Source organism: Aeromonas sp. 600527 (assembly GCF_049175415.1).
Lineage (GTDB): Bacteria > Pseudomonadota > Gammaproteobacteria > Enterobacterales > Aeromonadaceae > Aeromonas > Aeromonas veronii_A.
The window spans coordinates 37,208-63,862 of record NZ_JAAKVA010000014.1; the positions used below are offsets into that span (position 1 = coordinate 37,208).

Here is a 26,655-nt window from a genome sequence, read left to right on the forward strand (position 1 = left end):
GGATGCTGTAGGCTACTGGCAGCCATCACCAACAGCATGGCATACCAACCATGCACCTCACTCGCGAAGACTGAACTGCGCCATTCCAGGGCGCGTTGGGGCACTCATCTGAATGGCAGATCAACCGCAATAAAAAGCCCCCGTCGATGACGGGGGCCTGGATCTCGGGATTCACGATTGCGAGCTTAGCAGTAGCCGTAGCCCAGCAGACGCTGGTAGCGCTGCTCCAGCAGTTGTTCGGTATCAAGCGGACGCAGAGCGTCCAGATCCTGCTTGATGCGGGCCTTGAGGTTTTTAGCCATCTTTTCCACATCGCGGTGGGCACCGCCGAGCGGCTCTTCGACGATGTTGTCGATGAGTTTCAGCTCTTTCAAACGCTGGGCAGTGATACCCATCGCTTCAGCAGCCACAGAAGCCTTCTCGGCGCTCTTCCACAGGATGGAGGCACACCCTTCCGGCGAGATGACAGAGTAGGTGGAATACTGCAGCATGTTGACGCGGTCACCCACGCCGATAGCCAGCGCACCACCTGAGCCGCCTTCACCGATCACGGTGCAGACCACCGGCACAGTCAGGCCGGCCATGACTTTCAGGTTGCGGGCGATGGCTTCGGACTGGCCCCGCTCCTCTGCACCAACGCCTGGGTAGGCCCCCGGGGTGTCGATAAAGGTGATGATCGGCATCTTGAAACGCTCGGCCATCTCCATCAGACGCAGGGCCTTGCGGTACCCTTCCGGACGCGGCATGCCGAAGTTGCGCTTGATCTTCTCTTTGGTCTCGCGACCCTTCTGGTGACCAATCACCATCACCGGCTCGCCGTCGAGACGGGCAATACCGCCGACGATAGCCTTGTCGTCGGCATAGGCACGATCACCGGCCAGCTCGTCGAAATCGGTGAAGATCTGCTCGATATAATCGAGGGTGTAAGGGCGCTGGGGATGACGCGCCATCTGGGATACCTGCCAGGCCCCCAGATCACCGAAGATCTTCTTGGTCAGCTCTTCGTTTTTCTTCTCCAGCCGGCGGATCTCGTCTTTCAGATCCACGGCGTGATTGCCTTCACTCACATGTTTGAGCTCATCAATCTGCGCCTGCAACTCGGCAATCGGCTGTTCAAAATCCAGAAAAAGACTCATAGGGCCTTAGAACCTCTAATCAAAAACCAACTCGACCCGCTCTCGTCCAAGCAGGACGCGCAAGTCATCTAACAGTTGATCGGTGGGCGTCACCCGCCACTCGGTACCGAGCGTCAATCGCACCCGAGAACCGGGGCGACGATAGTTTACCTGAACCGGACAGACTCCGGCACGGGCGGGCTCCAAAATCTCGCACAAACGCGGAAAAAAGCGATCATCGATACGCTGTTCATCGAGGGAGATGCGGATTGCTCTGGCAAAACGCTCCCTCGCATCGTTGATATCCAGTAATTCCCGGGCCGACATTTTAAGGCCACCGGAGAAGTCATCAAAGCTGACCTGTCCAGAAACCACCAAAATGCGGTCTTTTTGCATCAATTCTTCATATTTTTCCAGCGCTTCACTGAACAGGGTCACATCGAGGCGACCGGAACGGTCGTCCAGGGTGAAGATCCCCATCTTGTTGCCACGCTTGGTCACCATGCTGCGGGCCGCAATCACCAGCCCTGCCGCCGTGGTCACGGTATCGCGGGAGGTGGGATGCAGATCGCACAAGCGACCCGAGGTATAACGACGCAACTCGCTGCTGTACTGGTTGATGGGGTGACCGGTGAGATAGAGCCCGAGGGTCTCGCGCTCCCCTTCCAGCCACACCTTGTCAGGCCAGTGCGGCACGTTGGCAAACGCCTTCTTGACGTCGTCAATCTCTTCGGTGAGCACGCCGAACATGTCGACCTGCCCCACCGCCTGCGCCTTGGCGTGCTGCTCGGCGGCACGCATCGCCTCCTCCAGCGTCGCGATCAGCGCCGCGCGGTGGGGGCCGAGCCGATCCATGGCGCCGGAGAGAATAAGCTTCTCCATCACCCGCTTGTTAAGCTTCTTGATGTCGACCCGGTTGCAGAAGTCGAACAGATCGCGGAACGGACCATCCTGATCCCGAGCGCTCAAGATCGCGTCGATGGGGCCTTCACCGACCCCTTTCACCGCCCCGATACCGTAGACGATATGACCATCTTCGTTGACCGAGAAGCGATAGCGACCGGTGTTCACATCCGGCGGGATCACCGTCAGCCCCATCCGCTGGCACTCGTCCACCAGGGTTACGATCTTGTCGGTGTTGTCCATATCGGCGGTCATCACCGCTGCCATGAACTCGGCCGGGAAGTGGGCCTTGAGCCAGAGGGTCTGGTAGGAGACCAGCGCATAGGCGGCGGAGTGGGATTTGTTGAAGCCGTAGCCGGCAAACTTCTCCACCAGATCGAAGATCTTCATCGCCAGCTCGCCGTCGACGCCATTCTTGATGGCGCCCTCCTCGAAACCGGCCCGCTGCTTGGCCATCTCCTCGGGCTTTTTCTTACCCATCGCCCGGCGCAACATGTCCGCGCCACCCAGCGTATAGCCTGCCAGGGTCTGGGCAATCTGCATCACCTGCTCCTGATAGAGGATGATGCCGTAGGTCGGTTCAAGAATCGGTTTCAGGCTCTCGTGCTGCCACTTCTCGTCCGGATAGGAGATCGCTTCATTACCGTGTTTGCGGTCGATGAAGTTATCCACCATGCCTGACTGGAGCGGGCCCGGTCGGAACAGGGCCACCAGTGCGATCATATCCTCGAAGCAGTCGGGGCGCAGCCGCTTGATGAGATCCTTCATGCCGCGGGATTCCAGCTGGAATACCGCTGTGGTCTCGTAGCGCTGCAGCAGGTCAAACGACTTCTTGTCATCGATGGGGATGGCGGCGATGTCCACCGGCGGCTTGCCCTCTTTGGCAAGACGCGGGTTTATCATGCCGAGCGCCCAGTCGATGATGGTGAGCGTTCGCAGACCGAGGAAGTCGAACTTCACCAGACCGGCGTATTCCACATCGTTCTTGTCGAACTGGGTGACCGGGTGATGGCCTTCGTCATCGCAGTAGAGCGGCGCAAAGTCGGTGATCTTGGTAGGCGCGATCACCACGCCACCGGCGTGTTTACCAGCGTTGCGCACCACCCCTTCAAGGCGGCGGGCCATGTCGATGAGGTCTTTGACCTCCTCATCCTGCTCGTAAAGCTCGGGTAGCTTGGGCTCGGCCTCGAACGCCTTGGCCAGCGTCATCCCCGGATCCGGCGGGATCAGCTTGGAGATGCGATCGACAAAGCCGTAAGCGTGGCCCAGCACCCGGCCAACGTCTCGCACCACCGCCTTGGCCGCCATGCTGCCGAAGGTGATGATCTGGGAGACCGCATCCCGGCCATACATCTCGGAGACGTGCTCGATCACTTCATCCCGTCGGTCCATGCAGAAGTCGACGTCGAAGTCGGGCATTGATACCCGCTCCGGGTTCAGGAAACGTTCGAACAGCAGGTCAAATTCCAGCGGATCGAGGTCGGTGATCTTGAGGGCGTACGCCACCAGAGAGCCCGCCCCCGAGCCCCGGCCCGGACCAACGGGAATGCCGTTGTCCTTGGACCACTGGATAAACTCCATCACGATGAGGAAGTAACCCGGGAAGCCCATCTGGTTGATCACTTTCAGCTCGATGTCGAGACGCTCGTCATACTCGGGACGACGCTCGGCCCGCACTGCCGGATCCGGGAACAGGAACTCGAGACGCTCCTCCAGACCCTCTTTCGACTTGGCCACCAGAAAATCTTCGGTAGTCATGTCGCCGGTCGGGAAGTTGGGCAGGAAGTATTCGCCGAGACGCACCGTCACGTTGCAGCGCTTGGCGATCTCCACCGTGTTTTCCAGCGCTTCGGGGATATCGGCAAACAGCTCCGCCATCTCCTCCTGACTGCGCAGGTACTGCTGGGGGCTGTAGCGACGGGGACGGCGTTTGTCCATCAGGGTATAGCCATCGTGGATGGCCACCCGGATCTCGTGGGCGTCGAAGTCATCGGCGTTAAGGAACACCACCTCGTTGGTGGCGACTACCGGCAGCTCGAACTCGGTAGCAATGGCCACTGCCATGTGCAGATAGACCTCTTCGTCGGGTCGACCGGTACGCAGCAGCTCGAGGTAGTAGGCATCGGGGAAATGGGTCTGGTAGAAGGCGAGGCACTGCTCGGTCATCTGCCGGTTACCCTTGAGCAGGAACTTGCCCACATCCCCTTCACGACCGCCGGAGAGGACGATCACCCCCTTGGCATGCTCGGCGAGCCAGCTTTTGTCGATAACCGGGCGCCCCTGCACGTGGCCGCGCTGGTAGCCGCGAGAGATAAGCAGGGTGATGTTCTGGTAGCCGTCGTTGTCCATAGCGAGCAGAGTGAGGCGGAACTGCTCGTCGCCAAGCTCGTCGCTCTGCACCCAGAAGTCGGCACCGACGATGGGTTTGATCCCCTTGCCGTGGGCAGCACCATAGAAGCGCACCAGACCGCACATGTTCATCTGATCGGTCAGCGCCAACGCCGGCATGTTGTTGGCCGCTGCAGCCCCGACGATGGGGTTGATCTTCTGCAGGCCATCGACCATGGAGAAGTCGGAGTGGACTCGCAGGTGGATAAAACGGGGTTCAGCCATCGTCATCTCCTCTCGCTGCTCAAACTAAATGGCATGGTCTACTCGATCCCCAGTGCGCGGCGCACCGGTTTGAAGCTCTTGCGATATTCGGGCAGCGGGCCACGCTCGGCCAGAATGGCGAGGTGCTCAGCAGTCGGATACCCCTTGTGGCGGGCAAAACCATACTCGGGATGACGGCTGTCCAGCTCGGTCATCTCCGCATCGCGGGTTACCTTGGCAAGGATCGAAGCGGCACTGATGGCGGCCACCAGGCTATCACCCTTGACCACGGCGCGCGATTCCATCGGCAATGCCGGGCAGCGGTTGCCATCGATAAAGACCAGCTCGGGCGTCACCTTCAGCCCTGCTACGGCGCGCTGCATCGCCAGCATGGTGGCATGCAGGATGTTGAGCTCGTCGATCTCTTCCGGAGTGGCGCGACCGATAGCCCAAGCGAGCGCTTTCTCTTTGATCTCGTCAAATAGCGCCAGCCGTTTCTTCTCGGAGAGCTTCTTGGAGTCAGCCAGTCCGACAATCGGGTTGGCGGGATCGAGAATGACCGCGGCGGTGACCACGTCACCCACCAGCGGGCCGCGACCCACTTCATCCACACCGGCAACCAGCTTGTCGTCAGGAATATCGATCATCATCTTGTAGCCTTGAATCAAAACAGGCCCCGTGGGGCCTGACAGGGGTCGACTGGCGCGACATCACCACTCGGAAAACGGATTAACGGGTAGCGCGGCGCAATCGACGGTCCGAAATAGCGTTATCTGCCGAGCAGATCCACCACCGCGTCGGCGGCCTGCGAGTCGGCATTACAGCGGATCAGCTGGTGCAGCTCGGTGAAGGTGTTGACCAGCACACTGTTGTCGTGCTCGAAGTACTTGCTCACCTCTTCCACCAGATTCTCCGGGGTGCACTCGTGCTGGATCAGTTCCGGCACCAGCATGCGACCCGCGAGCAGGTTGGGCAGAGAGACAAATTCAGTCTTCACCAGTCGCTGTGCCAGCCAGTAGCTGAAGGGCTTGAGCTTGTAGCCCACCACCATCGGCTTTTTCACCAGCATGGCTTCGAGCGCCGCGGTGCCAGAGGCCAGCATCACCACGTCGGCAGCGATCATCGCCTCGCGCCCCTGCCCTTCCAGCAGCACCATCTCGAGATCCGGCGCCAGCTCGGCCTTGATGGCCATGAATTGCTCGCGCCGTTTCTGGTTGACCAGCGGCACGATGAAACCGAGATCCGGATAGCGCACCGTCAGGTGCTTGCAGGCCTCGAGAAACAGGGGGGACATAAAGCCCACTTCTGCGGTGCGGCTGCCCGGCAGCACCGCCAGCCAGCGGCGATTGGCATCGATACCGAGATTGCGACGCACGGCGGCCTGATCCGGCACCAATGGAATATCGTCCGCCATGGTATGACCGACAAAACGGCAAGGGGCGTCGAAGCGGTCGTAGAAGGCTTTCTCGAAGGGCAGGAAGGCGAGCACCATGTCGGTAGCGGCCTTGATCTTGTGAATGCGGTTCTGGCGCCAGGCCCACACCGAGGGGCTGACATAGTGAACCGTCTTGATACCGGCGCGGCGCAGTTTCAGCTCCACTCCGATATTGAAATCCGGTGCATCCACGCCGATGAAGATATCGGGCGGATTGGCAATAAAGTGACGCAGCAGTTCGCGACGGACCTTGAGAATACGCGGCAGACGGCCAAGCACCTCGGTGATCCCCATGACGGAGAGCTCTTCCATCTCGAACAGCGCCTTGACGCCCAGCGCCTGCATGCGCGGCCCGGCGATCCCTTCAAACTGCGCGTCCGGGTAGCGGGCTTGCAGCTCCCGCACCAGGCCGGCAGCCAGAATGTCGCCGGATACTTCTCCGGCGACGATACCGATGCGAACCGGATCAGGCACGGATGATCCCGCGCTCGTTGTCTTTGAGGAAGTCCACATAGAGCTGGACGGCCGGTTCGGCTTGCGCCATATCGATCAGCACCGGCAGCACCTCTTCGATGGTCTTGCCAGAGCGGAAGATCTCTTTGTAGGCGCGCTTGACAGCAGAGATAGCCTCGGCGCTGAAACCACGGCGACGCAGCCCTTCGGAGTTGACCCCGAACGGCTTGGCGTAGTTGCCTGCGGCCATCACATAAGGCGGCACGTCCTTGTTGAGGGCGGCGCAGCCACCGACGAAGGCGTGGGAACCGACGCGGCCGAACTGGTGAATGGCGGAGAGCCCCCCAAAGATCACGAAGTCACCGATCACCACGTGACCCGCCAGGGTGGCGTTGTTGGCGAAGATGCAGTTGTCACCGATGATGCAGTCGTGGGCAACGTGGACGTTGACCATGAACAGGTTTCCGCTGCCCACCTTGGTCAGGGATTGATCCTGAATGGTGCCACGGTGGAAGGTGCAGTTCTCGCGAATGACGTTGTTGTCGCCAATTTCGAGGAAGGTGCGCTCACCGGCGTACTTCTTGTCCTGACAATCCTCACCGATGGAGGTGTGCTGGAAGATCTTGTTGCCACGACCAATCTTGGTCGGGCCCTTGATCACCACATGGGAACCTACCCAGGTGTTGTCACCGATTTCCACCTCGGCGCCGATGACAGAAAAGGGGCCGATTTCAACCCCTTTACCGATCACGGCAGACTCATGGACGATGGCAGTATCGTGAATGATGGCAGTCTGGTCGATCACGTGTGTTAAACCTCGCGTTTGGCGCACATCAGCTCGGCGGTACAGACCACTTCACCGTCGACGGTAGCGACTCCGGTGAATTTGGCAATACCGCGACGCTCTTTCAGGAACTCCACGTCGAGCACCAGCTGGTCACCGGGGCCGACTGGACGCTTGAAGCGAGCATTGTCGATTGAGGCAAAATAGTAGAGTTCGTTGGGAGACGGCTTGCCCACCATGGTAAAGGCCAGGATACCGGTGGCCTGTGCCATCGCTTCCAGGATCAGCACACCCGGGAACACCGGCTTGGCCGGGAAGTGCCCCTGGAAGATCGGCTCGTTGAACGAGACGTTCTTGATGGCACGCAGGGTTTTGCGCTCATCGCTGATCTCGTAGTCGTCTACACGATCCACCATCAGAAACGGATAACGGTGGGGCAGCAGATCCATGATTTCCTGGATACCCAGGCTCTTCTTTTCAGTAGTCAAAACAGTACCCTATACCAATCGTGATTATTCTTGATCCAGCTTCTTCTCAAGCTTGCTTAACCGCTTGTGCATCTCTTCGATACGCATCACCCGGGCGGCGGTCTTGCGCCACTCTTTATTGGTTTGCAGAGGGATGCCGGAAGAGTAGACACCGGGCTCGGTAATGGGTCGCATCACCATGGCCATACCGGTGACGGTGGCCTGGTCGCAGATCTCCATATGCCCGTTAAAGACGGAAGCGCCGCCAATGATACAGTATTTGCCGACCTTGAGACTACCAGCCATCACGGTGGAGCCCGCCACGGCGGTGCCGTAGCCGATCTCAACGTTGTGGGCGATCTGGCACTGGTTGTCGATGATGACGTTGTCAGCGATGCGGGTATCTTCCAGCGCACCGCGGTCAATGGTGGTACAGGCACCGATCTCGACCCGGTTGCCAATGGTCACGCCGCCGAGCTGGGGGATCTTGATCCACTCGCCACGTTCATTGGCATAACCGAAACCATCGGCCCCGATCACTGTGCCGGATTGAACCAGACAGTCGGTGCCCATGGTAACATTGTGATAGAGGGTGACGTTGGCCCACAGCCGGGAGCGCGCTCCCAGCTGGGTATTTTTGCCAACAAAACAGCCCGGGCCAATGCGTACATCATCACCCAGCACGACACCGGATTCGATCACCGCATTGGCGCCGATGGCCACTCTCTCGCCCAGTTGCACGTCAGCCGCGATGACGGCACTCGGATGGATATCCATGGCCGGCTGCGGGGTGGTGTCCAGCAGTTGGGCTACCCGGGCAAAACCCACGTAGGGATCCTTGAGCACCAGCGCATTGGTGGGACAGAAAGGGAGATCCGCCTCTGTGATGAGCACGGCAGTCGCCTTGCTCTGCTCCAGATAAGAGCGGTACTTCTTGTTGGACAGGAAGGTAATCTCACCCTCCCCGGCCTTTTCCAGTGTCGCTACCTTGCGGATTTCCAGGGTTCCGTCGCCATGGACCTGGGCCCCCAGTTGCTGGGCCAGCTGTGCGAGAGTGAATGCCATCAATTAGTTGCTCTTGCTTACCTGAGAAATAACCTGGCCGGAGATGTCCAGCTTGCTGGCGGCATACGGGGCGGCATTGCGCTCCAGCACCAGATCGTAACCATTGCTCTTGGCGATGGAATCGATGGCAGCCTGCACTTTGGTCAGGATCTTGTTGCGTTCTTCGGACTGACGGCGGCCGTTGTCCTGCTCAAAGGCTTGACGCTTCTGATTGAACTCCATCTGCAGCTTGGCCAGTTTCTCCTGGTTCTGCTTCTTCTGCTCGGCGCTCATGAAGGCTTCATCCTTACGGAACTTCTCGACCAGCTTCTGGCCTTCCTGTTCCAGCTTCTGCAGCTCACGCATGCGCGGCTCGAATTCGCCTTTCAGCTTGGCTGCAACGGCTTCACGCTGGGGCAGCTTTTGGAAGACTTCGCCCATATCAACCACGGCGATCTTGGTCTCAGCGAAGGCAGAACCCATGCCGGCAGCCATCAGTGCAAAGCTCAAACCAGCTACTTTCAACGCTTTATTCACACTTACTCCTTGTTCCCTCATGGCGAGGGCTACCTGATTTACCCGATTATGCAAGCGGCATTGACACCGTCTTGTTACCTGGTGAGGCACGCATACCGCGCGTCCCATCATTGAAGACCCCCACCGCATGGGTGGGGGCGATATTCTGCTTAGAAAGTACGACCGATGTTGAAGGAGAAGACTTCGGTACGATCCCCTTCGTATTTCTTGATTGGCTTGGCCAGGGCGAACACCAGCGGTCCCATCGGTGAGAGCCACTGCAAGGAGACACCTGCAGAGACACGGATATTACCCGGATTGGAGTAGTCCTGACTCAAATAGTTGCAATCCGAACCGGCAGCACAGGGGTAGGCACCATTGGCAAAATCGGTGCTCCAGACGGTACCCGCATCAACAAATGCCGTGGTCCGGATCTGCGGACGATAGGTCTCGGAGACGAACGGGGTCGGGAAGACCAGTTCGAACGAGGCCACCGCCAGTGCGTTACCACCCACCGAGGTGTCGGAACCTTCGTAATAACCGGTCTCGCATGGCTGATTGCCGGTACAGCTGCCAGAGCCCGGCTTGTTGTAAGTTTTGTAGATGGCCTTGGGACCAATGGTATTGCTCTTGAAGCCACGTACCGTATCGAAACCACCGGCATAGTAGTTCTCGAAAAACGGCAGCATGCTGTCATCACCATAACCATTGCCGTAGGAGACCCGCCCCTTGCCGATCACTACCCAGCTGTGATCTGCATCAAGCGGGAAGTAGTGGGCATCTTCGGCGGAGAGCTTGTAGTACTGCAACTCCATGCCCGGCACGGTCACCTTGGCGTTGATACGCTGACGATCACCAGAGGTCGGGAACATCCCCTTGTTCAGGGTGGAACGGGTCCAGCCTGCAGTCATATCGACGGTGACGAAGTCGAGGTTGGAGCCGTCCTGGGAGTAAATATTCCAGAACTGATCCATCTGCACCGACTGGCGATTATCGTTCCACTGATCCCAGCAGTAGGTGTTGCCATTGGTATCCGGGTTGTCTTTCAGACACTCCTGATAGTTCTGGGCATTGAACGACGGGCGGCTCAGTTTGGTACTCTCGATACCGGTACTGAAGTCAAGTCGATTGAACTCGTTGACCGGGAAGCCACTGGAGAGACGGAAACCGATGGTTTCGTTCTCGTAATCGACAATATCGGCGTCATCGGCACGGAACTGGTTGTAGTAGAGTCGCCCACCCAGGCTAACGCCGTCCACAGTGAAGTAGGGATCGTTGTAGCTCAGATCAACGTTCTTGGAGTAGTCGTTGGTACTGGCGTTGATGGAGACCGTCTTCCCGGTCCCCATAAAGTTATTCTGAGAGATCCCCGCCTGCAGGCTTAGACCCGATTCGGTACCGTAACCGATACCGGCGTTGATGGAACCTGCAGGCTGCTCCTTGACCTTGAAGTCGAGATCAACCAGGTCATCGTTGCCCGGCACCCGCTTGGTGTCCACTTCGACGCTCTCGAAGTAGCCAAGGCGATTGAGGCGGCTCTTGGACTGTTCGATGTTGTCGGAGGAGAGCCAGGTGCCCTCCATCTGGCGCATCTCGCGACGCAGCACCTGATCCTCAGTGGTGGCGTTACCGCTGAAGTTGATGTTGCGCACATAGACACGGGGGCCAGGCTCTACGTTGACGATCAGCTCAACTTCCTTGGTCTTGTCATTGACCTGCGGGAAGGTGACCACTTTCGGATAGGCGTAGCCGTAACGACCAAGGAACTTGGAGAGCACTTCTTCGGTGTGAGTCACCTGGCTGGCGGAGTAGGTGCTGCCAGCAGCGATCGGGATCAACCCCTTCATCTCGCCACCGCGATCAATCAGGTCGCCCTTGAGCTGGACACCGGAGACCTTGTACTGATCCCCTTCCTTGATGTTGAGGGTGACATAGACTCCCTTCTTGTCCGGGGTCATGGAGACCTGGGTGGACTCCTGCTGGAAGCGGATGTAGCCGCGATCCATGTAGTAGGAGCGCAGCGTTTCGATATCACCGGCCAGCTTCTGCTTCTGGTAACGCTGATCGGCGGTGAAGTTCCACCAGGGTACTTCGTCACGGAGGGAGAGTTGGGCCAGCAGCTTCTCTTCCGGGAAGACGCTATTGCCGACGATGTTGATCTGCTGGATTTTTGCAGCCTGACCTTCGACAAAGGTAAACTTCAGATCAACCCGGTTGCGCGGCAACGGGGTGACAATGGCCTTGACCTTGGCAGAGTATTTACCCACGCCATAGTAGAAATCTTCCAACCCCTTTTCGAGGGAGGTCAGTACGGTGCGATCCAGCGGGTCGCCGACACGGATACCGGAAGACTCCAGACTCTGGGTCAGTTGTTCTTCCTTGATATCCTTGTTGCCAGAAAATTCGATGCTGGAGATGGTCGGACGCTCCTTGACCATCACCTGCAGCACCTGGCCGTCACGGTAAACCTTCACATCCTCAAAGTTGCCCGAGGCGTAAAGCTTCTTGATGGCACTGGCCAGCGCCACGGAGTCGACAGTATCACCGACCCGGATCGGCAGGTTCAACAGTGCGGCCCCCAGGGTCACCCGTTGCAAACCGTCGACCTGGATATCTTGCACCACAAAAGAGGCAGGGGCCGCCTGGGCCAGGAAACTGGCACCCAGCAGGCAACTCAACACCAATGCTTTTTTAACAGCCATTTTGTTCTTATGTGTCCTTGTTGATGCTCTGGCCTCAGAGGCGAGCGAAATCGTTAAACAGCGCAATGCCCATCAATAACATCAGAATGGCGGCACCGATCCTGAAACCCACTTCCTGTATTTTCTCTGAGACCGGCTTGCCGGTGACTGCTTCGATAAGGAAATAGACCAGATGGCCACCGTCCAGCACCGGTAGGGGAAACAAATTGATGATCCCCAGGTTGACGCTGATCAGCGCCAGAAAACTCAAGAAATAGACCAGACCATAGTCGGCACTGCTACCAGCACCCTTGGCTATCGAGATAGGGCCGCTCAGGTTGTCTAGCGACACTATGCCAGCTACCAGCTTGCCGATCATGTCAAAGGTGAGCGTGATCAGGCTCCAGGTCTTGTCGGCCCCCTGCCACAGCGCTTGCAAAGGCCCATACTGTAACAGAATTCGATATTCATCCGGTAATGGAACCAGTTGCGGCGAGAGACCGACGAATCCAACCAGCTTACCCTGCACCTTGCGACTATCCGGGGTCAGAGTCACGTTGAGATCACTGTTGTTGCGCTCAACCACCACTTGCAGAGGTTCGCCCGGTGCCTGCTGCACCAGCTCGACAAACTGGGTCCAGGCGGTGATTGGCTGATCGCCGACCTGTTTGATACGGTCACCAACCTGCAGCCCCGCCTTTTCACTGGCACTCTTGGCCACCACGGCAGCCACGACTGGCAGCACTTTACCACTCAGGGGAACGATCCCCAGACTCCCGATGGGCGACTCTTTATCCGGATCGAAGGTCCAGCCGGTCAGCGACAAGGTTTTGTCAGTGGCATAGCTGGTATTGGGCGCTTGCACCTTGAGGGTGACTGCATCGTCACCCAAATGGCTGATAAGGGCGTAGGTGACGCTCTCCCAGTCACCAGTCTGTTCATCGCCGACCCCGACAATCTCCATCCCGGGCAGCACACCCGCCTCGGCCACGATGGATGCCGGACGCACTTCACCTATCACCGGCTTGACGCTTGGCACCCCGATGATAAACATCAACCAGAGGGCAACCAGAGCAAACACGAAGTTGGCCATGGGACCGGCAGCCACGATTGCCATCCGCGCCCAGACACTCTTGTGATTGAAAGCGTACTGCTCGTCACCGGGCTTGAGCTCGTCCACCCGGCCGTCCAGCATCTTGACGTAACCGCCGAGGGGGATCAGGGCCAGCACGTACTCGGTGCCATCCTTGCCCATCCGGCGCCAGATGGCCTTGCCAAAACCGATGGAGAAACGCTCAACCTTGACGCCACAACGACGGGCCACCCAGAAGTGGCCAAACTCGTGCACTGCGACCAGCAGGCCCAGCGCAACGACAAAGGCGCCGATATTCCACAACACACCACCCATCAGCCAAGCTCCTCAATCAAAGTGTGAGCACGGGCTCTTGCCGCACCGTCCAGGGCAAACAGATCATCGAGCGAGCCGACGGCGCTGCTCTCCAGCGCCAGCATCACAGCCTCGTTGATCCGGGCAATATCCATAAAGCCGATGCGCCCGGCCAGGAAGGCGGCAACCGCCTCCTCGTTGGCTGCATTGAGCGCAGTGGTCGCCGCTTGTCCCTTCTGGCAGGCATTGATGGCCAGCGCCAGACAGGGGTAGCGTTCGTAATCAGGCCGGATAAAGCTGAACTCTCCGACACTGAAGAAATCCAAAGGTTCCACACTGGAGGGGATGCGATTGGGATAAGCCAGCGCATGAGCGATGGGGGTACACATATCCGGATTGCCAAGCTGGGCCAGCACGGAGCCATCCTTATACTGCACCATGGAGTGGATCACAGACTGCGGGTGGATCACCACCTGGATCTGCTCGGGGGCCGCATTGAACAACCAGCGCGCCTCGATGTACTCCAGACCCTTATTGATCATGGTGGCGGAGTCGACCGAAATCTTGGCCCCCATCGACCAGTTGGGATGCGCGATGGCTTGCGCCGGCGTCACCTTGGCCAGCTCGCTGATCTCGGTGTAACGGAACGGGCCGCCGGAACCGGTAAGCAAAATCTTGCTGATCCCTGCCGCCGCCAGATCGCAAAAGCCGGGCTGACGCTGCACAGCGGTCGGCAAACACTGGAAGATGGCATTGTGCTCGCTGTCGATGGGCAGTAGCTCGGCGCCATGCTCGCGCACGGCCTCCATGAAGAAAGCACCGGACATTACCAGCGCCTCCTTGTTGGCCAACAGAATGCGCTTGCCGGCGCGCACCGCAGCCATGGTCGGGGCCAGGCCTGCCGCACCAACGATGGCAGCCATCACGCTATGGGCATCGGGATGAGCGGCTACTTCGCACAGTGCTTGAGCACCACAAAGCACTCGGGTGGCACTGCCGTGCGCTTTCAGGCGGACAGTCAGTTCACGGGCGGCATCCTCATCGACCATCACGGCAAAACGGGGAGAGAATTCGAGGCTGTCCCGCAACATGGCATTCACGTTGCGGGCAGCGGTCAACGCCAGCACTTGCCAACTGCCCGGATTGTGGCGCAGCACCTTCAGGGTACTCTGACCGATGGAGCCGGAAGCCCCCAGAATAACCAGGTTGCGCATCAAAACTCCTGACTGAGTAGCAGATAACTGAGGAGAAACACTGGCAGAGCAGCAGTCAGACTATCAATCCGATCTAGCACCCCACCATGACCTGGCAGCAGGGTGCCGGAGTCCTTGATTCCCGCTTCACGCTTGAACATACTCTCGGTCAGATCGCCGAGTACCGAAGCAAGCACCGCCAGCAAGGAGCAGAACAGCACGATAACCATCTTGGCAGGAACAAACCCCATCCACCAGGTGACGCCGATGGCCAGCAGGCTGGCGGTAAAGAGCCCACCGCACATCCCTTCAATGGTTTTGCCCGGACTGACGGCCGGTGCCAGCTTGTGTTTACCAAACGCCCTGCCAAAAAAATACGCGCCAGAATCTGCCGCCCAGACCAGCCCCATGACGAAGAGCAGGATCCAGGCTCCCATCATGGGGTCATGGTAAAAGTTGTAACCACGAATGGCGACCAGCGACCAGAAGAAGGGAACCAGGGTCACCAGACCAAACAGGGACTTGAGCCAGATTGACTCCTTCCACAGCTTGGCGCTCTGGGGATAGCGCAGCACCAGCAGCAGACCCAGCAGCCACCAGCTTACCGCGGTCCAGAGCACGCCCATCACCAGCGGATGCAGATGGGGAGTCCAGAGCTGCTCCACCGGCAACCAGAACAAGCTTGCCCCGAGCAGCAGGCAGAATACGATGGGTAACCATTGTTGCGGGGCGGCAGAGACAAAGCCGCTCCATTCACGGCTGGCCAGCAAAAAGACCAGCGCAGCCAACAGGGCAAAAAACTTCAATGGCAGAAAGAAAAGCGCCCCCAATACCAGGGGGATCAACATCAAAGCAGTAATAATTCGTTGTTTTAGCAAAAGAAACCTCTCTCTTGGGAGCGGGGTTTAGCCGGTCTGCTGCTCGGCGATCAATTCCCGGATCTGTTCACCCGTGCAGCCGAAGCGGCGTTCGCGGGCAACAAAGGAGGCAACGGCCTCACTGAACTCGGCCTCGTTGAAATCGGGCCACAACACCGGGGTAAAGTAGAGCTCGGCATAGGCGAGCTGCCATAATACAAAGTTGCTGATGCGATGGTCACCACCGGTGCGGATCAACAGGTCCACGGGTGGCAGATCGGCCATGCAAACCTCGCGGGTCAACATGGATTCATCAATGTCGTCAGCGGCCAGTTCACCGGCCGCCACTGCTTTAGCCAGCTTGCGGGCAGCCTGAGCGATATCCCACTGGCCACCATAGTTGGCCGCAATATTCAGGGTCAATCCCTTGTTATTGGCGGTCAAGGCTTCTGCCTTGGCAATTTTGGCCTGCAACCGCTCACTGAAGCGAGCAGTATCGCCAATTACCTTGAGCCGGATCCCGTGACTGTGAAGTTTGTTCACCTCACGGCCCAGCACGGTAACGAACAGTTCCATCAAAGCGCTGACCTCCCCTTCCGGGCGGCGCCAGTTCTCGCTGGAGAATGCAAACAGGGTCAATGCCTCGATTTTGGCGCGCGCAGCAAAGGTAACGGCCTCGCGCACTGACTTGACGCCAGCCTTATGACCATAAACCCGCATCTTGCCACGGTTCTGTGCCCAGCGACCATTGCCATCCATGATGATGGCGACGTGACGGGGTAAAGACGAGTTGGCACAATCACCCAACGCAGCCAAAAGCGACATGGTTTTCTCCCACAAAGACAAAAGCGCCGTGCAGGGGCACTACACGGCGCTCGTAATATACCTTTCAGGCGCTTAGATTTCCATTAGCTCCTTCTCCTTTGCAGCAAGGGCCTCATCGACCAGCTTGATGTAGGAGTCAGTCAGTTTCTGGATCTCTTCCTGGGCGCGACGGTCATCGTCTTCTGAGATCTCTTTCTCTTTCAGCAGCGCTTTCAGATCAGCGTTGGCATCGCGGCGAATGTTGCGCACGGCAACACGGGCATTTTCTGCTTCACCACGCACAACCTTGGTCAGGTCACGGCGACGCTCTTCAGTCAGCGGCGGCAGCGGCACCCGCAGGGACTGGCCATTGCTGGAGGGGTTCAGGCCCAGATCGGAGGTCAGGATCGCCTTCTCGACCGCCTGGATCATGGAACGGTCAAAGACGGAGATGGAGAGGGTGCGAGAATCTTCAGCCACGACGTTGGCCAACTGTTTCAGCGGAGTGGCCGCACCGTAGTACTCAACCTGGATGCCGTCGAGCAGGCTCGGGTGAGCACGGCCAGTACGGATCTTGGACATCTGGGTCTTGAGTGACTCGACACTCTTGCCCATGCGCTCCTTGGCGTCGTTTTTAATCTCGTTGATCACAGCGGTTTTCCTTTTGGCGAACGAGCCGCCATGCGGCTCGCATCTATTTTATTTGCTGACGTAATGGATCAGGGTACCTTCCGGCTCACCCATGATAACCCGGCGCAGGGCGCCCGGCTTGTTCATGTTGAACACGCGGATCGGCAGATCGTGGTCACGTGCCAGAGTAAAGGCAGCAAGATCCATCACCTTGAGCTCTTTTTCAAGAACTTCATCATAACTCAATTCGTGGTACAGGACGGCATCCGGATTTTTGACCGGATCCTCGTTGTATACACCATCTACCTTGGTGGCTTTCAGCACCACGTCGGCTTCGATCTCGATCCCGCGCAGGCAGGCTGCCGAGTCGGTAGTAAAGAAGGGATTGCCAGTACCGGCAGAGAAGATCACTACCTTGCCAGCACGCAGCTGGCTGATTGCCTCGGCCCAACTGTAGGAGTCACAGACCCCCTGGAGGGAGATGGCAGACATCAGACGGGCATTCACATAAGCACGATGCAGGGCATCACGCATGGCCAGACCGTTCATGACGGTTGCCAGCATACCCATGTGGTCGCCCACCACGCGGTTCATGCCCGCCTTGGCAAGACCGGCACCACGGAACAGGTTGCCGCCACCGATGACCAGACCGACCTGAACACCCAGCTCAACCAGCTCTTTGATCTCTTGGGCCATCCGCTCCAGCACTGCCGGATCAATGCCGAAACCCTCGGATCCTTGCAGGGCTTCACCACTCAACTTCAGAAGAACACGTCTGTATGCAGGTTTGGGATTGGTACTCATGTCACTGATTCCTGGTCATATAAAGACCGCGACATAAGTCGCGGTCTGGGGAAACGGAAAAACCGGTTCGATTAGGCCTTTTGAGCGGCCGCGATTTGAGCTGCAACTTCAGCAGCGAAATCGGTCTCTTGCTTCTCGATGCCCTCGCCCACTTCGAAACGGGTGAAGGAGACAACGTCAGCGCCTTCTTTCTTCAGCAGCTCGGCAACAGTCATGGAAGGATCTTTCACGAACGGCTGACCAGTCAGGGAAACCTCACCGGTAAACTTCTTCATGCGACCTTCAACCATCTTCTCGGCGATCTCTTTCGGCTTGCCGGAGTTGATGGCGATGTCGATCTGGATTTCGCGCTCTTTGGCAACGACTTCAGCAGATACGTCTTCAGGCTTGACGAATTGCGGGCTGTTGGCAGCAACGTGCATGGCCAGATCTTTAGCCAGTTCGTCGGAACCACCGGTCAGCTTGGTGATAACACCGATGCGGGAACCGTGAACGTAGGTGCCCAGGTTGTCACCTTCAACCAGCATCACGCGACGCAGGTTCATGTTCTCACCGATCTTGGCGATCAGGTTGGTGATGGTCAGCTCGACGGATTCGCCGTTGCCGAAATCAGCGGCTTTCAGCGCGTCAACATCAGCGATCTTCTGGGTAGCAGCGATCTCGACGATCTTCTGACCCATGGCCAGGAAACCGGCATCCTTGGAAACGAAGTCAGTCTCGCAGTTCAGCTCGATCATGACAGCAACGTTGCCTTCGGTACGGGCGAAGATCACACCTTCAGCAGCGATACGGCCAGCTTTCTTGGCAGCTTTGGCCTGACCGGATTTACGCATGTTCTCGATGGCCAGCTCGATATCGCCGTTGGCCTCTTCCAGTGCTTTTTTGCAATCCATCATGCCAGCGGCGGTGCGCTCGCGCAGTTCTTTTACCAGGGCGGCAGAAATGTTTGCCATGTCCAGTATCCTCGGTCTTGAATTGACAAGAAACAGGGGCCACAAGGGCCCCTGCTAACCAATTACATCAGCTTGGTTAATAAGGGCTTTGCAGACCTTATCAATTACTCAGCTTCAACGAAGCCATCTTGTTCGGCTTGAACAACGATGTCCTGCTCGCGAGCTTCCAGTACGGTGTCAGCAGCAGCATTCAGGTACAGCTGTACGGCACGGATAGCGTCGTCGTTACCCGGGATGACATAGTCAACGCCGTCCGGGTTGGAGTTGGTATCAACGATGGAAACTACCGGGATACCCAGGTTGTTGGCTTCTTTGATAGCGATGTGCTCGTGGTCTGCATCGACAACGAACAGAACATCAGGCAGGCCGCCCATGTTCTTGATACCACCCAGGCTCTTCTCCAGCTTTTCCATTTCGCGAGTACGCATCAGCGCCTCTTTCTTGGTCAGCTTGTCGAAGGTACCGTCCTGGCTCTGGGTTTCCAGATCTTTCAGGCGCTTGATGGACTGACGAACGGTTTTCCAGTTGGTCAGCATGCCGCCCAGCCAGCGGTGGTTAACATAGAACTGGTCGCAACGCTCAGCGGCTTCTTTTACGGCTTCAGACGCGGCACGCTTGGTACCTACGAACAGTACCTTGCCTTTCTTGGCAGCTACGGAGCTGATGAAGTTCATGGCATCGTCAAACATCGGAACGGTTTTTTCCAGGTTGATGATGTGAACTTTGCTGCGGGCACCGAAGATGTAGGATTTCATTTTCGGGTTCCAGTAACGAGTCTGGTGACCGAAGTGAACGCCGGCTTGCAGCATGTCGCGCATAGAAACTTTAGCCATTTTATACCTCTGTATTGGGGTTAGGCCTCCACACATCCCATATAACCGACCCGTTAAGGCACCCCGGCATATGTGTCGATGTGTGTGTGTTGTTTAAGTAAGGGTGATGAAATGGTGGACGCAAGTTCCCCATTCCGGCGCGCTTTATACCATAACTTTGTTCCGGACACCACCGGCCGACACTCTAAACAGGTGTAAATCTGGATCCCTCCAAAGGAGGTTGCGACTGCCATTTGACGCTGTGATGACAATCACACTGGAAGTACGCGGGGGTTGCGGATAAAATTTTGACCTGATTGCAAACGCATCTATTTTTCATTACCTGTCCTGTCCGCCCTCGCAGGCCCAGCGGCAGGCCGCAAGAGAGATCCCATGTCCATTAAAATCAAGACACCGGAAGAGATTGAAAAGATGCGCGTTGCCGGCCAATTGGCCGCCGATGTGCTGGTCATGATTGCGCCCCACGTCAAAGCTGGCGTCACCACTGACGAACTGAACACCCTTTGCCACAACTACATCGTCGATGTGCAGCAGGCAATCCCGGCTCCACTCAACTACCACGGTTTCCCGAAATCCATCTGCACCTCGGTGAACGATGTGATCTGCCACGGCATCCCGAACCACAAGAAGTTGCGTGATGGCGACATCATCAACCTCGACATCACCGTCATCAAGGATGGCTACCACGGCGACACCTCCGCCATGTTCATCGTGGGCGAGACCACCCCGCTGCGCCGTCAGCTCTGCAAGGTTGCGCAAGAGAGCCTCTACGCCGCCATCAAGAAGGTGCGTCCGGGCGCCTGTATTACCGAGATTGGCGCCGTAATCCAGCCCATCGTCGAGAAGGCAGGTTTCTCCGTGGTGCGTGACTACTGCGGTCACGGCATCGGAGCCGAGTTCCACGAAGAGCCGCAGATCCTCCACTACCGCAACAGCGGCAAGCAGGAGCTGAAAGCGGGCATGTGCTTCACTATCGAGCCGATGGTCAACAGCAAAAAGTACCACTGCAAGGTCAATCCGAAGGATGGCTGGACCGTGACTACCAAGGATGGCGGCGACTCCGCCCAGTGGGAACACACCCTGCTGGTGACCGAGGATGGTTGCGAGGTGCTCACCCTGCGCCCGGACGACACTATCGACCGCTTCATCAAACACAGCTAACATCGAACCCCGGCCCTTGTGAAAAGCGCCGGGGTTTTTACTGCCTGTTTCAGCCAGATGCCTGCCACTTTGTGTGTGAGATGCCATGGACGCCAGCCTGCTTTCCCCTCATCTGTTACCCGACGACCAACTCACCCGCGATAACTGCAAAGAGTACCTGAGTCGCTTTCTCGGCTGGCTGCATGCCCGTTTTGATGCCGGTGACAACATCATCGAGCTGGTCGCTACCCGCTCCGAATATATGGATCAGCTGCTCTGCCGGTTGTGGCAGAAGTTTGGCTTCGACAAGAGTGACCTCACCCTCATCGCGGTGGGCGGTTATGGCCGCGGCGAGCTGCACCCCCACTCCGATATCGACCTGCTGATCCTCTATGACGGCGACGAACTGGACGAAGTGTTGGGACTACGCATTGGCGAGTTCATCACCCTGTTGTGGGATCTCAAGCTGGAGGTGGGTCAGGCGGTGCGCAACGTGGCGGAGTGCATCGAGCAGGGCAAGGCCGACATCACGGTCGCCACTAACCTCATTGAGGCGCGCTACATCACCGGCCGCAAGGAGGGATTCCTGCAGCTCAAGGAGGCGACCGGCCCCCAGCACTTTTGGCCGAGCGAAGCCTTCTTTCGCGCCAAGCGCCAGGAGCAGGCGGAGCGGCACCAGCAGTTTCTCGGTACCGCCTACAAGCTGGAGCCGGATCTCAAGTGCAATCCGGGCGGCCTGCGCGATATTCAAACCCTCGCCTGGGTCGCCCGTCGCCACTTCGGTGCCACCACATTGTTCGAGATGACCAGTCACGGCTTTCTCAACCGTGCCGAGTACCGCGAGCTGCTCGACTGCCAAAATTTCCTCTGGAAGGTGCGCTTTGCCCTGCATATGGCCATCAACAAGGGGGATAACCGCCTGCTGTTCGATCGCCAGCGCACCGTAGCCCAGATGTTGGGCTTCGAGGGGGAAGGCAACACCCCGGTCGAGCAGATGATGAAGCGCTTCTACCAGACGGTACGGCGGGTCTCCGAGCTCAACGAGATGCTGCTGCAGCTGTTTGACGAAGCGATCCTCGGCAACACCGCCATGGATGTACGCCGCCTCTCCAATGAGTTCCAGCTCCGTGGCCGCCTCATCGATGCGGTGGATGCGGAGCTGTTTACCCGTGAACCGGCCGCCATCCTGCGCCTTTTTTATCAGATGGCCCAGCATCCCGAGATTGCGGGCATCCACTCGGCCACCCTGCGCCAACTGCGCGAGGCGCGCCGCAAACTGAACTGCTGGTTGCAGGAGTTGCCCGACTGCCGTCGCCTGTTTATGGCGCTGCTGCGCCACCCAAACGGCATCGGGCTGCCGCTCACCCTGATGCACAAGTACGGCATTCTGGCGGCCTATCTGCCGCAATGGAACCTCATCGTCGGCCAGATGCAGTTCGACATGTTCCACGCCTACACGGTGGATGAGCACACACACCGGCTGCTCAAGAATATTCACGGCTTTCCCAACCCGGCCAACCGCCAGAGCCACCCGCTCTGCCACGAGGTGTTCACACGACTGCGCAAACCGGAGCTGCTCAGCATCGCTGCCCTGTTCCACGATATCGCCAAGGGGCGGCGTGGCGATCACTCCGAACTTGGCGCCGTCGATGCACTGGAGTTCTGCCAACAGCATGGCCTCGATCGCTACGAGAGCCGACTGGTCGCTTGGCTTGTGCGCCACCACCTGCTGATGTCGGTCACCGCCCAGCGCCGCGACATCTACGACCCCGAGGTGGTCACCGACTTTGCCCAGAAGGTACGGGACGAGCAGCACCTCGACCTGCTCTACTGCCTTACCGTGGCCGATATCTGCGCCACCAACGACACCCTGTGGAACGACTGGAAGGGCACCCTGCTGCGGGAGCTCTACTTCGCGACCCAGAAGGCGCTGCGCCAGGGGTTGGAGAACCCGCCCGACATGCGGCTGCGCATTCGCGAAAACCAGCGTCAGGCCAAGCAACTGCTGGCGCAACGGGATGTATCGGAAGAGGCGATCAATCAGCTCTGGGGCGATTTCAAAGCCGACTACTTCCTGCGCCACAGCCCGGAGCAGATCGCCTGGCACTGCCGCCACATCATCGAGCATGGCGACAACCCGGCGCCGCTGGTGCTGATCGGCAAACACCCGACCCGCGGTGGCAGCGAAGTGTTTATCTACTGCCGCGATACCCCGAATCTGTTTGCCACCGTCGCCTCGGCGCTGGATCAGAAGAACCTCAACATCCACGACGCCCAGATCATGAACTCGCGCAGCAACTTCGTGCTCGATACCTTTGTGGTGCTTGAGCCCAATGGCGAACCCATCAGTCCCAACCGCACCGCTACCATCAAGAAGGCGCTGGAGAAAGCGCTGCAGGAGCCGGGCAAGCTGGTACTGCGCAACAAGCCGCTGTCACGGCGCCACCGCCAGTTCAGCGTGCCAACCCGGGTCGTTTTTCTGCCGCACAAGGGGGAGAGCCGCCACACCCTGATGGAGCTGACCGCCCTCGATACTCCCGGTCTGCTGGCGCGGATCGGTGCGGTTTTCCAGCAGTGCGGACTGTCGCTGCACGCCGCCAAAATCGCCACTTTCGGTGAGAGGGTCGAGGACTTTTTCAGCCTGACCAGCCTCAATGGCGAGCCATTGACCGCCGAGCAGCAACTGCAGCTGGAAGAGCGACTGGTACACCAGCTCAATCCCCAGCAGTCGGTGCTGGATTAAGCGATCCGCGATTCGAAAGAGGCTGATTGTCGGGCGTTTTTTGCCATGCCAAACAACTGGTTGGCACACACCGGATGAAGAAATGGTCGCTGGCCGGAAGAATTCCGGTCAGCCACTTAAAAACAGTCGGAAAAGTGTGATACAACAAACAGAATTTTTTAAAGGAAACCTGTCATGACCGAGTTGCAACAGATCATTGAAGCGGCCTTCGAGCGCCGCGACACCATTACCCCGAGCACTGTGGACAGCGCTACCAAATCCGCCATCCTGCAAGTCATCGAGCTGCTGGACTCCGGCAAGGCCCGGGTTGCCGAGAAGATCGCCGGTGAGTGGGTTGTTCATCAGTGGCTGAAGAAGGCGGTACTGCTCTCGTTCCGTATCAACGACAACGGCATCATCAAGGGCGACGACGCCCAATATTACGACAAGGTTCCCCTCAAGTTCTCCAACTACACCGAAGAGCAGTTCAAGGCTGCCGGTGTACGCGTGGTACCGCCGGCGACCGCTCGCAAAGGCTCCTTCATCGCGCCCAACACTGTGCTGATGCCCTCCTACGTCAACATCGGCGCCTACGTTGACGAAGGCACCATGGTCGACACCTGGGCCACCGTGGGCTCCTGCGCCCAGATCGGTAAAAACGTGCACCTTTCCGGCGGCGTCGGCATTGGTGGCGTATTGGAGCCGCTGCAGGCAAACCCCACCATCATCGAAGACAACTGCTTTATCGGTGCTCGCTCCGAAGTGGTTGAAGGGGTGATCGTCGAGGAAGGTTCCGTCATCTCCATGGGCGTCTTCATCGGCCAGTCCACCCGAATCTATGACCGCGAAACCGGCGAGATCCACTACGGCCGCGTACCGGCTGGCTCCGTAGTCGTCTCCGGCTCCCTGCCATCCAAATGCGGCAAATACAGCCTCTACGCGGCGGTGATCGTCAAGAAGGTCGATGCCAAGACTCGCGCCAAAGTCGGCATCAACGCCCTGCTGCGCTCCATCGACGAGTAATCAGCATTGCTGTGATGAAAAAGGGCGCCTTATGGCGCCCTTTTGATTTTGGCGCCCCTGTCACATGCAAGCCATGAGGCATCGGTTAAGATGGATGGGACAGGATCGTTTCAAACCGAGGAAGCCTGATGTACGAGAATCTGAAGAGCCTGGGGATCCAGGATCCCACCTCCGTCGACAGCTATACCCTGCGCCAGGAGGCCAACCACGACATCCTCAAGATCTACTTCAAGAAGCAGAAGGGCGAGTTCTTCGCCAAGAGTGTCAAATTCAAGTATCCCCGCCAGCGCAAGACCATGCTGGTCGACTCCGGTACCCATGAGTACAAGGATGTCACCGAGATCAACGCCAACCTCAAATACGTGGTAGATGAACTCGACAGCCTGACCCAGGGTATCCATCTGCAGGCCGATCCGGACATCAAACAGAAGATCCTGCGCGACCTGCGCCATCTGGAAAAAGTGGTGCAGAACAAGATCAGCGAAATCGAGCGGGATCTCGAGAAACTCTAGCCACACCGATTCGACAAAAGAGCGCCCTGGTGGCGCTCTTTTTATTACTGCAGCCTGCACTAACCAGCCGCCAAGTTACCGCCTCCGACGCAAGTCATTTACCAGCGGACAAAAAGAAGAGGGAGGCATGCGCCTCCCTCTTCCAGAACCTGATGTCAGGCAACTGAATTAGTTGCTCTTCATCCAGATATCCATATCGGTTTTCAGGTTGTCGGACTTGGTGCCAAAGATGGCTTGTACGCCAGAACCTGCTACAACCACACCGGCAGCACCCAGTTTCTTCAGACCAGCCTGGTCAACCTTGGCAACATCTTTCACACCAACACGCAGACGGGTGATGCAGGCATCCAGAGAAGCGATGTTCTCTTTACCACCGAAGGCGGCAACCAGAGCAGCAGACATCTCGTCTTTGCCTTGGCCAACAGCCTCTTCAGCAGTCTCGTCTTCACGACCCGGGGTTTTCAGGTTCATGGCACGGATAACGAAGCTGAATACGACGTAGTAGATAGCCGCGTAAACCAGACCCAGACCAACCAGCAGCAGCATGTTGTCGGCACGCGGTGATTGCACCACGAAGTCGATGAAGCCGTTGGAGAAGGTGTGACCGTGTACGATACCCAGAGAGTTGGTCAGCACATAAGCCAGACCAGCCAGTACAGCGTGGATTGCGTACAGAACCGGAGCGATGAACAGGAAGGAGAACTCGATCGGCTCGGTGATACCAGTCAGGAAAGAGGTCAGGGCTGCAGAGGCCATGATACCAACGATCTTGGCGCGGTTTTCCGGCTTGGCAGCGTGAGCAATGGCGAACGCAGCAGCAGGCAGACCGAACATTTTGAACAGGTAGCCACCAGCCAGCTGACCAAAACCGTTACCGGCAGCGCGGGACGCGTCATCAGCAGTCAGGAAGCAGGTCATGATACCGTGAACAGTTTCACCGGCACCGTTGACGCAGGTACCAGCCTGATAGAAGAACGGTACGTTCCAGATGTGGTGCAGACCGAACGGGATCAGGGAGCGCTCAACCACGCCGTAGATACCGAAGGCCAGTACCGGGTTCTGGTTGGCAGCCCAGTCAGAGAAGGCACCGATGGCGCCACCCACTGGCGGCCAAATCACGGACAGGATCACACCCAGACCGATGGAGAGGAAACCGGTGATGATGGGTACGGCACGTTTGCCCGCGAAGAAGCCCAGGTACTCTGGCAGCTGGATCTTGTAGAAACGGTTGAACGCCCAGGCAGCGATACCACCGGCCAGGATACCACCCAGCACGCCGGTTTCGATGGTTTCAACACCCATCACAGGTGCCATGACCTTCAGGGTTGCGACCATGATGCCATAGCCAACGATGGCTGACAGACCGGATACACCGTCGTTATTGGTAAAGCCAAGAGCAACACCCACTGCGAACAGCAGGGCCATCTGGCCAAATACAGAACCACCGGCTTGCTCCATCAATTGGGAGACAATTTCCGGCATCCAGCTGAAGTGGGCAGCACCCACCCCCAGCAGAATACCTGCGACTGGCAAGACTGATACTGGCAGCATCAGCGCCTTACCAACCTTTTGCAGATTAGAGAAAGCATTTTTGAACATTGTGTGCGCTCCTGAATGGATTGTCGTCCCTGAACGATCTATCTGGATGAAATAAGCACTGATTCATTCAGATATCTTCGAGTCGGGCTTGTTTATTTTGACCATCAGAATATAACCCAGCGGGTCATAAATTGCTGCTTTCGAAGACGGGGGAATATTGAATTTGGAGGGAAGATCACAACTTGTTTAGCGGCTAAAAAGCTCATCT

Annotated in this window: 22 protein-coding genes; 4 read left to right on the forward strand and 18 right to left on the reverse strand. The window is 57.9% G+C overall.

Going from position 1 to position 26,655, the window contains the following annotated elements; genetic code table 11:
- Positions 1 to 185: 185 nt before the first annotated feature.
- The 17 genes from accA to rpsB all read right to left on the reverse strand — a co-directional run bounded on the left by accA (position 186) and on the right by rpsB (position 19,451).
- Entirely contained in the window at positions 186 to 1,136 is a 951-nt protein-coding gene (gene accA / locus G5154_RS16015) for an acetyl-CoA carboxylase carboxyl transferase subunit alpha (RefSeq protein ID WP_005343800.1), read from the reverse strand.
- 15 nt (positions 1,137 to 1,151) lie between these two features.
- On the reverse strand, positions 1,152 to 4,631 hold the full coding sequence (dnaE, locus tag G5154_RS16020; RefSeq protein WP_421251310.1) for a DNA polymerase III subunit alpha: 3,480 nt from the start codon (positions 4,629 to 4,631) through the stop codon (positions 1,152 to 1,154).
- A 38-nt stretch (positions 4,632 to 4,669) separates the two neighbouring features.
- Positions 4,670 to 5,260, reverse strand: coding sequence for a ribonuclease HII (gene rnhB / locus G5154_RS16025; protein WP_227341172.1), 591 nt, complete (start codon positions 5,258 to 5,260; stop codon positions 4,670 to 4,672).
- Between the two features lie 119 nt (positions 5,261 to 5,379).
- Positions 5,380 to 6,519: a lipid-A-disaccharide synthase gene (lpxB, locus tag G5154_RS16030; protein WP_216979322.1), complete on the reverse strand. Its 1,140-nt coding sequence runs from the start codon at positions 6,517 to 6,519 to the stop codon at positions 5,380 to 5,382.
- Positions 6,512 to 7,303, reverse strand: a complete 792-nt coding sequence (gene lpxA / locus G5154_RS16035; RefSeq protein WP_216979323.1) for an acyl-ACP--UDP-N-acetylglucosamine O-acyltransferase — start codon at positions 7,301 to 7,303, stop codon at positions 6,512 to 6,514. Before lpxA ends, lpxB begins: the two co-directional genes overlap by 8 nt.
- Before the next feature lie 5 nt (positions 7,304 to 7,308).
- Positions 7,309 to 7,770 (reverse strand): 3-hydroxyacyl-ACP dehydratase FabZ, encoded by a 462-nt coding sequence (gene fabZ / locus G5154_RS16040; protein WP_005338559.1) that lies wholly within the window; start codon positions 7,768 to 7,770, stop codon positions 7,309 to 7,311.
- 24 nt (positions 7,771 to 7,794) lie between these two features.
- Entirely contained in the window at positions 7,795 to 8,814 is a 1,020-nt protein-coding gene (lpxD, locus tag G5154_RS16045) for a UDP-3-O-(3-hydroxymyristoyl)glucosamine N-acyltransferase (protein ID WP_337072518.1), read from the reverse strand.
- 3 nt (positions 8,815 to 8,817) lie between these two features.
- Entirely contained in the window at positions 8,818 to 9,330 is a 513-nt protein-coding gene (locus tag G5154_RS16050) for an OmpH family outer membrane protein (RefSeq protein WP_005338563.1), read from the reverse strand.
- A 149-nt stretch (positions 9,331 to 9,479) separates the two neighbouring features.
- Entirely contained in the window at positions 9,480 to 12,011 is a 2,532-nt protein-coding gene (gene bamA / locus G5154_RS16055) for an outer membrane protein assembly factor BamA (protein ID WP_337072516.1), read from the reverse strand.
- A 34-nt stretch (positions 12,012 to 12,045) separates the two neighbouring features.
- Positions 12,046 to 13,398, reverse strand: a complete 1,353-nt coding sequence (gene rseP / locus G5154_RS16060) for a sigma E protease regulator RseP (protein WP_005343787.1) — start codon at positions 13,396 to 13,398, stop codon at positions 12,046 to 12,048.
- On the reverse strand, positions 13,398 to 14,591 hold the full coding sequence (ispC, locus tag G5154_RS16065; RefSeq protein WP_005343786.1) for a 1-deoxy-D-xylulose-5-phosphate reductoisomerase: 1,194 nt from the start codon (positions 14,589 to 14,591) through the stop codon (positions 13,398 to 13,400). The genes rseP and ispC overlap by 1 nt, the downstream gene beginning before the upstream one ends.
- Positions 14,591 to 15,448 (reverse strand): phosphatidate cytidylyltransferase, encoded by an 858-nt coding sequence (locus G5154_RS16070; RefSeq protein WP_041234088.1) that lies wholly within the window; start codon positions 15,446 to 15,448, stop codon positions 14,591 to 14,593. Before G5154_RS16070 ends, ispC begins: the two co-directional genes overlap by 1 nt.
- Before the next feature lie 27 nt (positions 15,449 to 15,475).
- Positions 15,476 to 16,252: a polyprenyl diphosphate synthase gene (gene uppS / locus G5154_RS16075; RefSeq protein WP_005343784.1), complete on the reverse strand. Its 777-nt coding sequence runs from the start codon at positions 16,250 to 16,252 to the stop codon at positions 15,476 to 15,478.
- Positions 16,253 to 16,324: 72 nt separating this feature from the next.
- Complete coding sequence (gene frr, locus G5154_RS16080) at positions 16,325 to 16,882, reverse strand: ribosome recycling factor (protein ID WP_005343783.1); 558 nt, start codon at positions 16,880 to 16,882, stop codon at positions 16,325 to 16,327.
- Positions 16,883 to 16,930: 48 nt separating this feature from the next.
- On the reverse strand, positions 16,931 to 17,665 hold the full coding sequence (gene pyrH, locus G5154_RS16085; protein ID WP_005343782.1) for a UMP kinase: 735 nt from the start codon (positions 17,663 to 17,665) through the stop codon (positions 16,931 to 16,933).
- Positions 17,666 to 17,736: 71 nt separating this feature from the next.
- Positions 17,737 to 18,618 carry a translation elongation factor Ts gene (gene tsf / locus G5154_RS16090; protein ID WP_005343781.1) on the reverse strand — a complete coding sequence of 294 codons (882 nt, stop codon included), beginning with the start codon at positions 18,616 to 18,618 and terminating at the stop codon, positions 17,737 to 17,739.
- A gap of 104 nt (positions 18,619 to 18,722) precedes the next feature.
- Positions 18,723 to 19,451: a 30S ribosomal protein S2 gene (rpsB, locus tag G5154_RS16095; protein ID WP_005343780.1), complete on the reverse strand. Its 729-nt coding sequence runs from the start codon at positions 19,449 to 19,451 to the stop codon at positions 18,723 to 18,725.
- Positions 19,452 to 19,823: 372 nt separating this feature from the next.
- Here rpsB and map point away from each other — a divergent pair, with 372 nt between their 5' ends.
- The 4 genes from map to G5154_RS16115 all read left to right on the forward strand — a co-directional run bounded on the left by map (position 19,824) and on the right by G5154_RS16115 (position 24,848).
- Positions 19,824 to 20,612, forward strand: a complete 789-nt coding sequence (gene map / locus G5154_RS16100; protein WP_005343779.1) for a type I methionyl aminopeptidase — start codon at positions 19,824 to 19,826, stop codon at positions 20,610 to 20,612.
- Between the two features lie 85 nt (positions 20,613 to 20,697).
- Positions 20,698 to 23,334 (forward strand): bifunctional uridylyltransferase/uridylyl-removing protein GlnD, encoded by a 2,637-nt coding sequence (gene glnD, locus G5154_RS16105; protein WP_421251311.1) that lies wholly within the window; start codon positions 20,698 to 20,700, stop codon positions 23,332 to 23,334.
- 174 nt (positions 23,335 to 23,508) lie between these two features.
- Positions 23,509 to 24,336: a 2,3,4,5-tetrahydropyridine-2,6-dicarboxylate N-succinyltransferase gene (gene dapD / locus G5154_RS16110; RefSeq protein WP_033116099.1), complete on the forward strand. Its 828-nt coding sequence runs from the start codon at positions 23,509 to 23,511 to the stop codon at positions 24,334 to 24,336.
- Between the two features lie 128 nt (positions 24,337 to 24,464).
- Positions 24,465 to 24,848 (forward strand): DUF3461 family protein, encoded by a 384-nt coding sequence (locus G5154_RS16115; RefSeq protein ID WP_005343775.1) that lies wholly within the window; start codon positions 24,465 to 24,467, stop codon positions 24,846 to 24,848.
- 168 nt (positions 24,849 to 25,016) lie between these two features.
- Here G5154_RS16115 and ptsG read toward each other — a convergent pair whose 3' ends face one another.
- Complete coding sequence (gene ptsG, locus G5154_RS16120) at positions 25,017 to 26,447, reverse strand: PTS glucose transporter subunit IIBC (RefSeq protein ID WP_005338586.1); 1,431 nt, start codon at positions 26,445 to 26,447, stop codon at positions 25,017 to 25,019.
- Between the last annotated feature and the right edge of the window lie 208 nt (positions 26,448 to 26,655).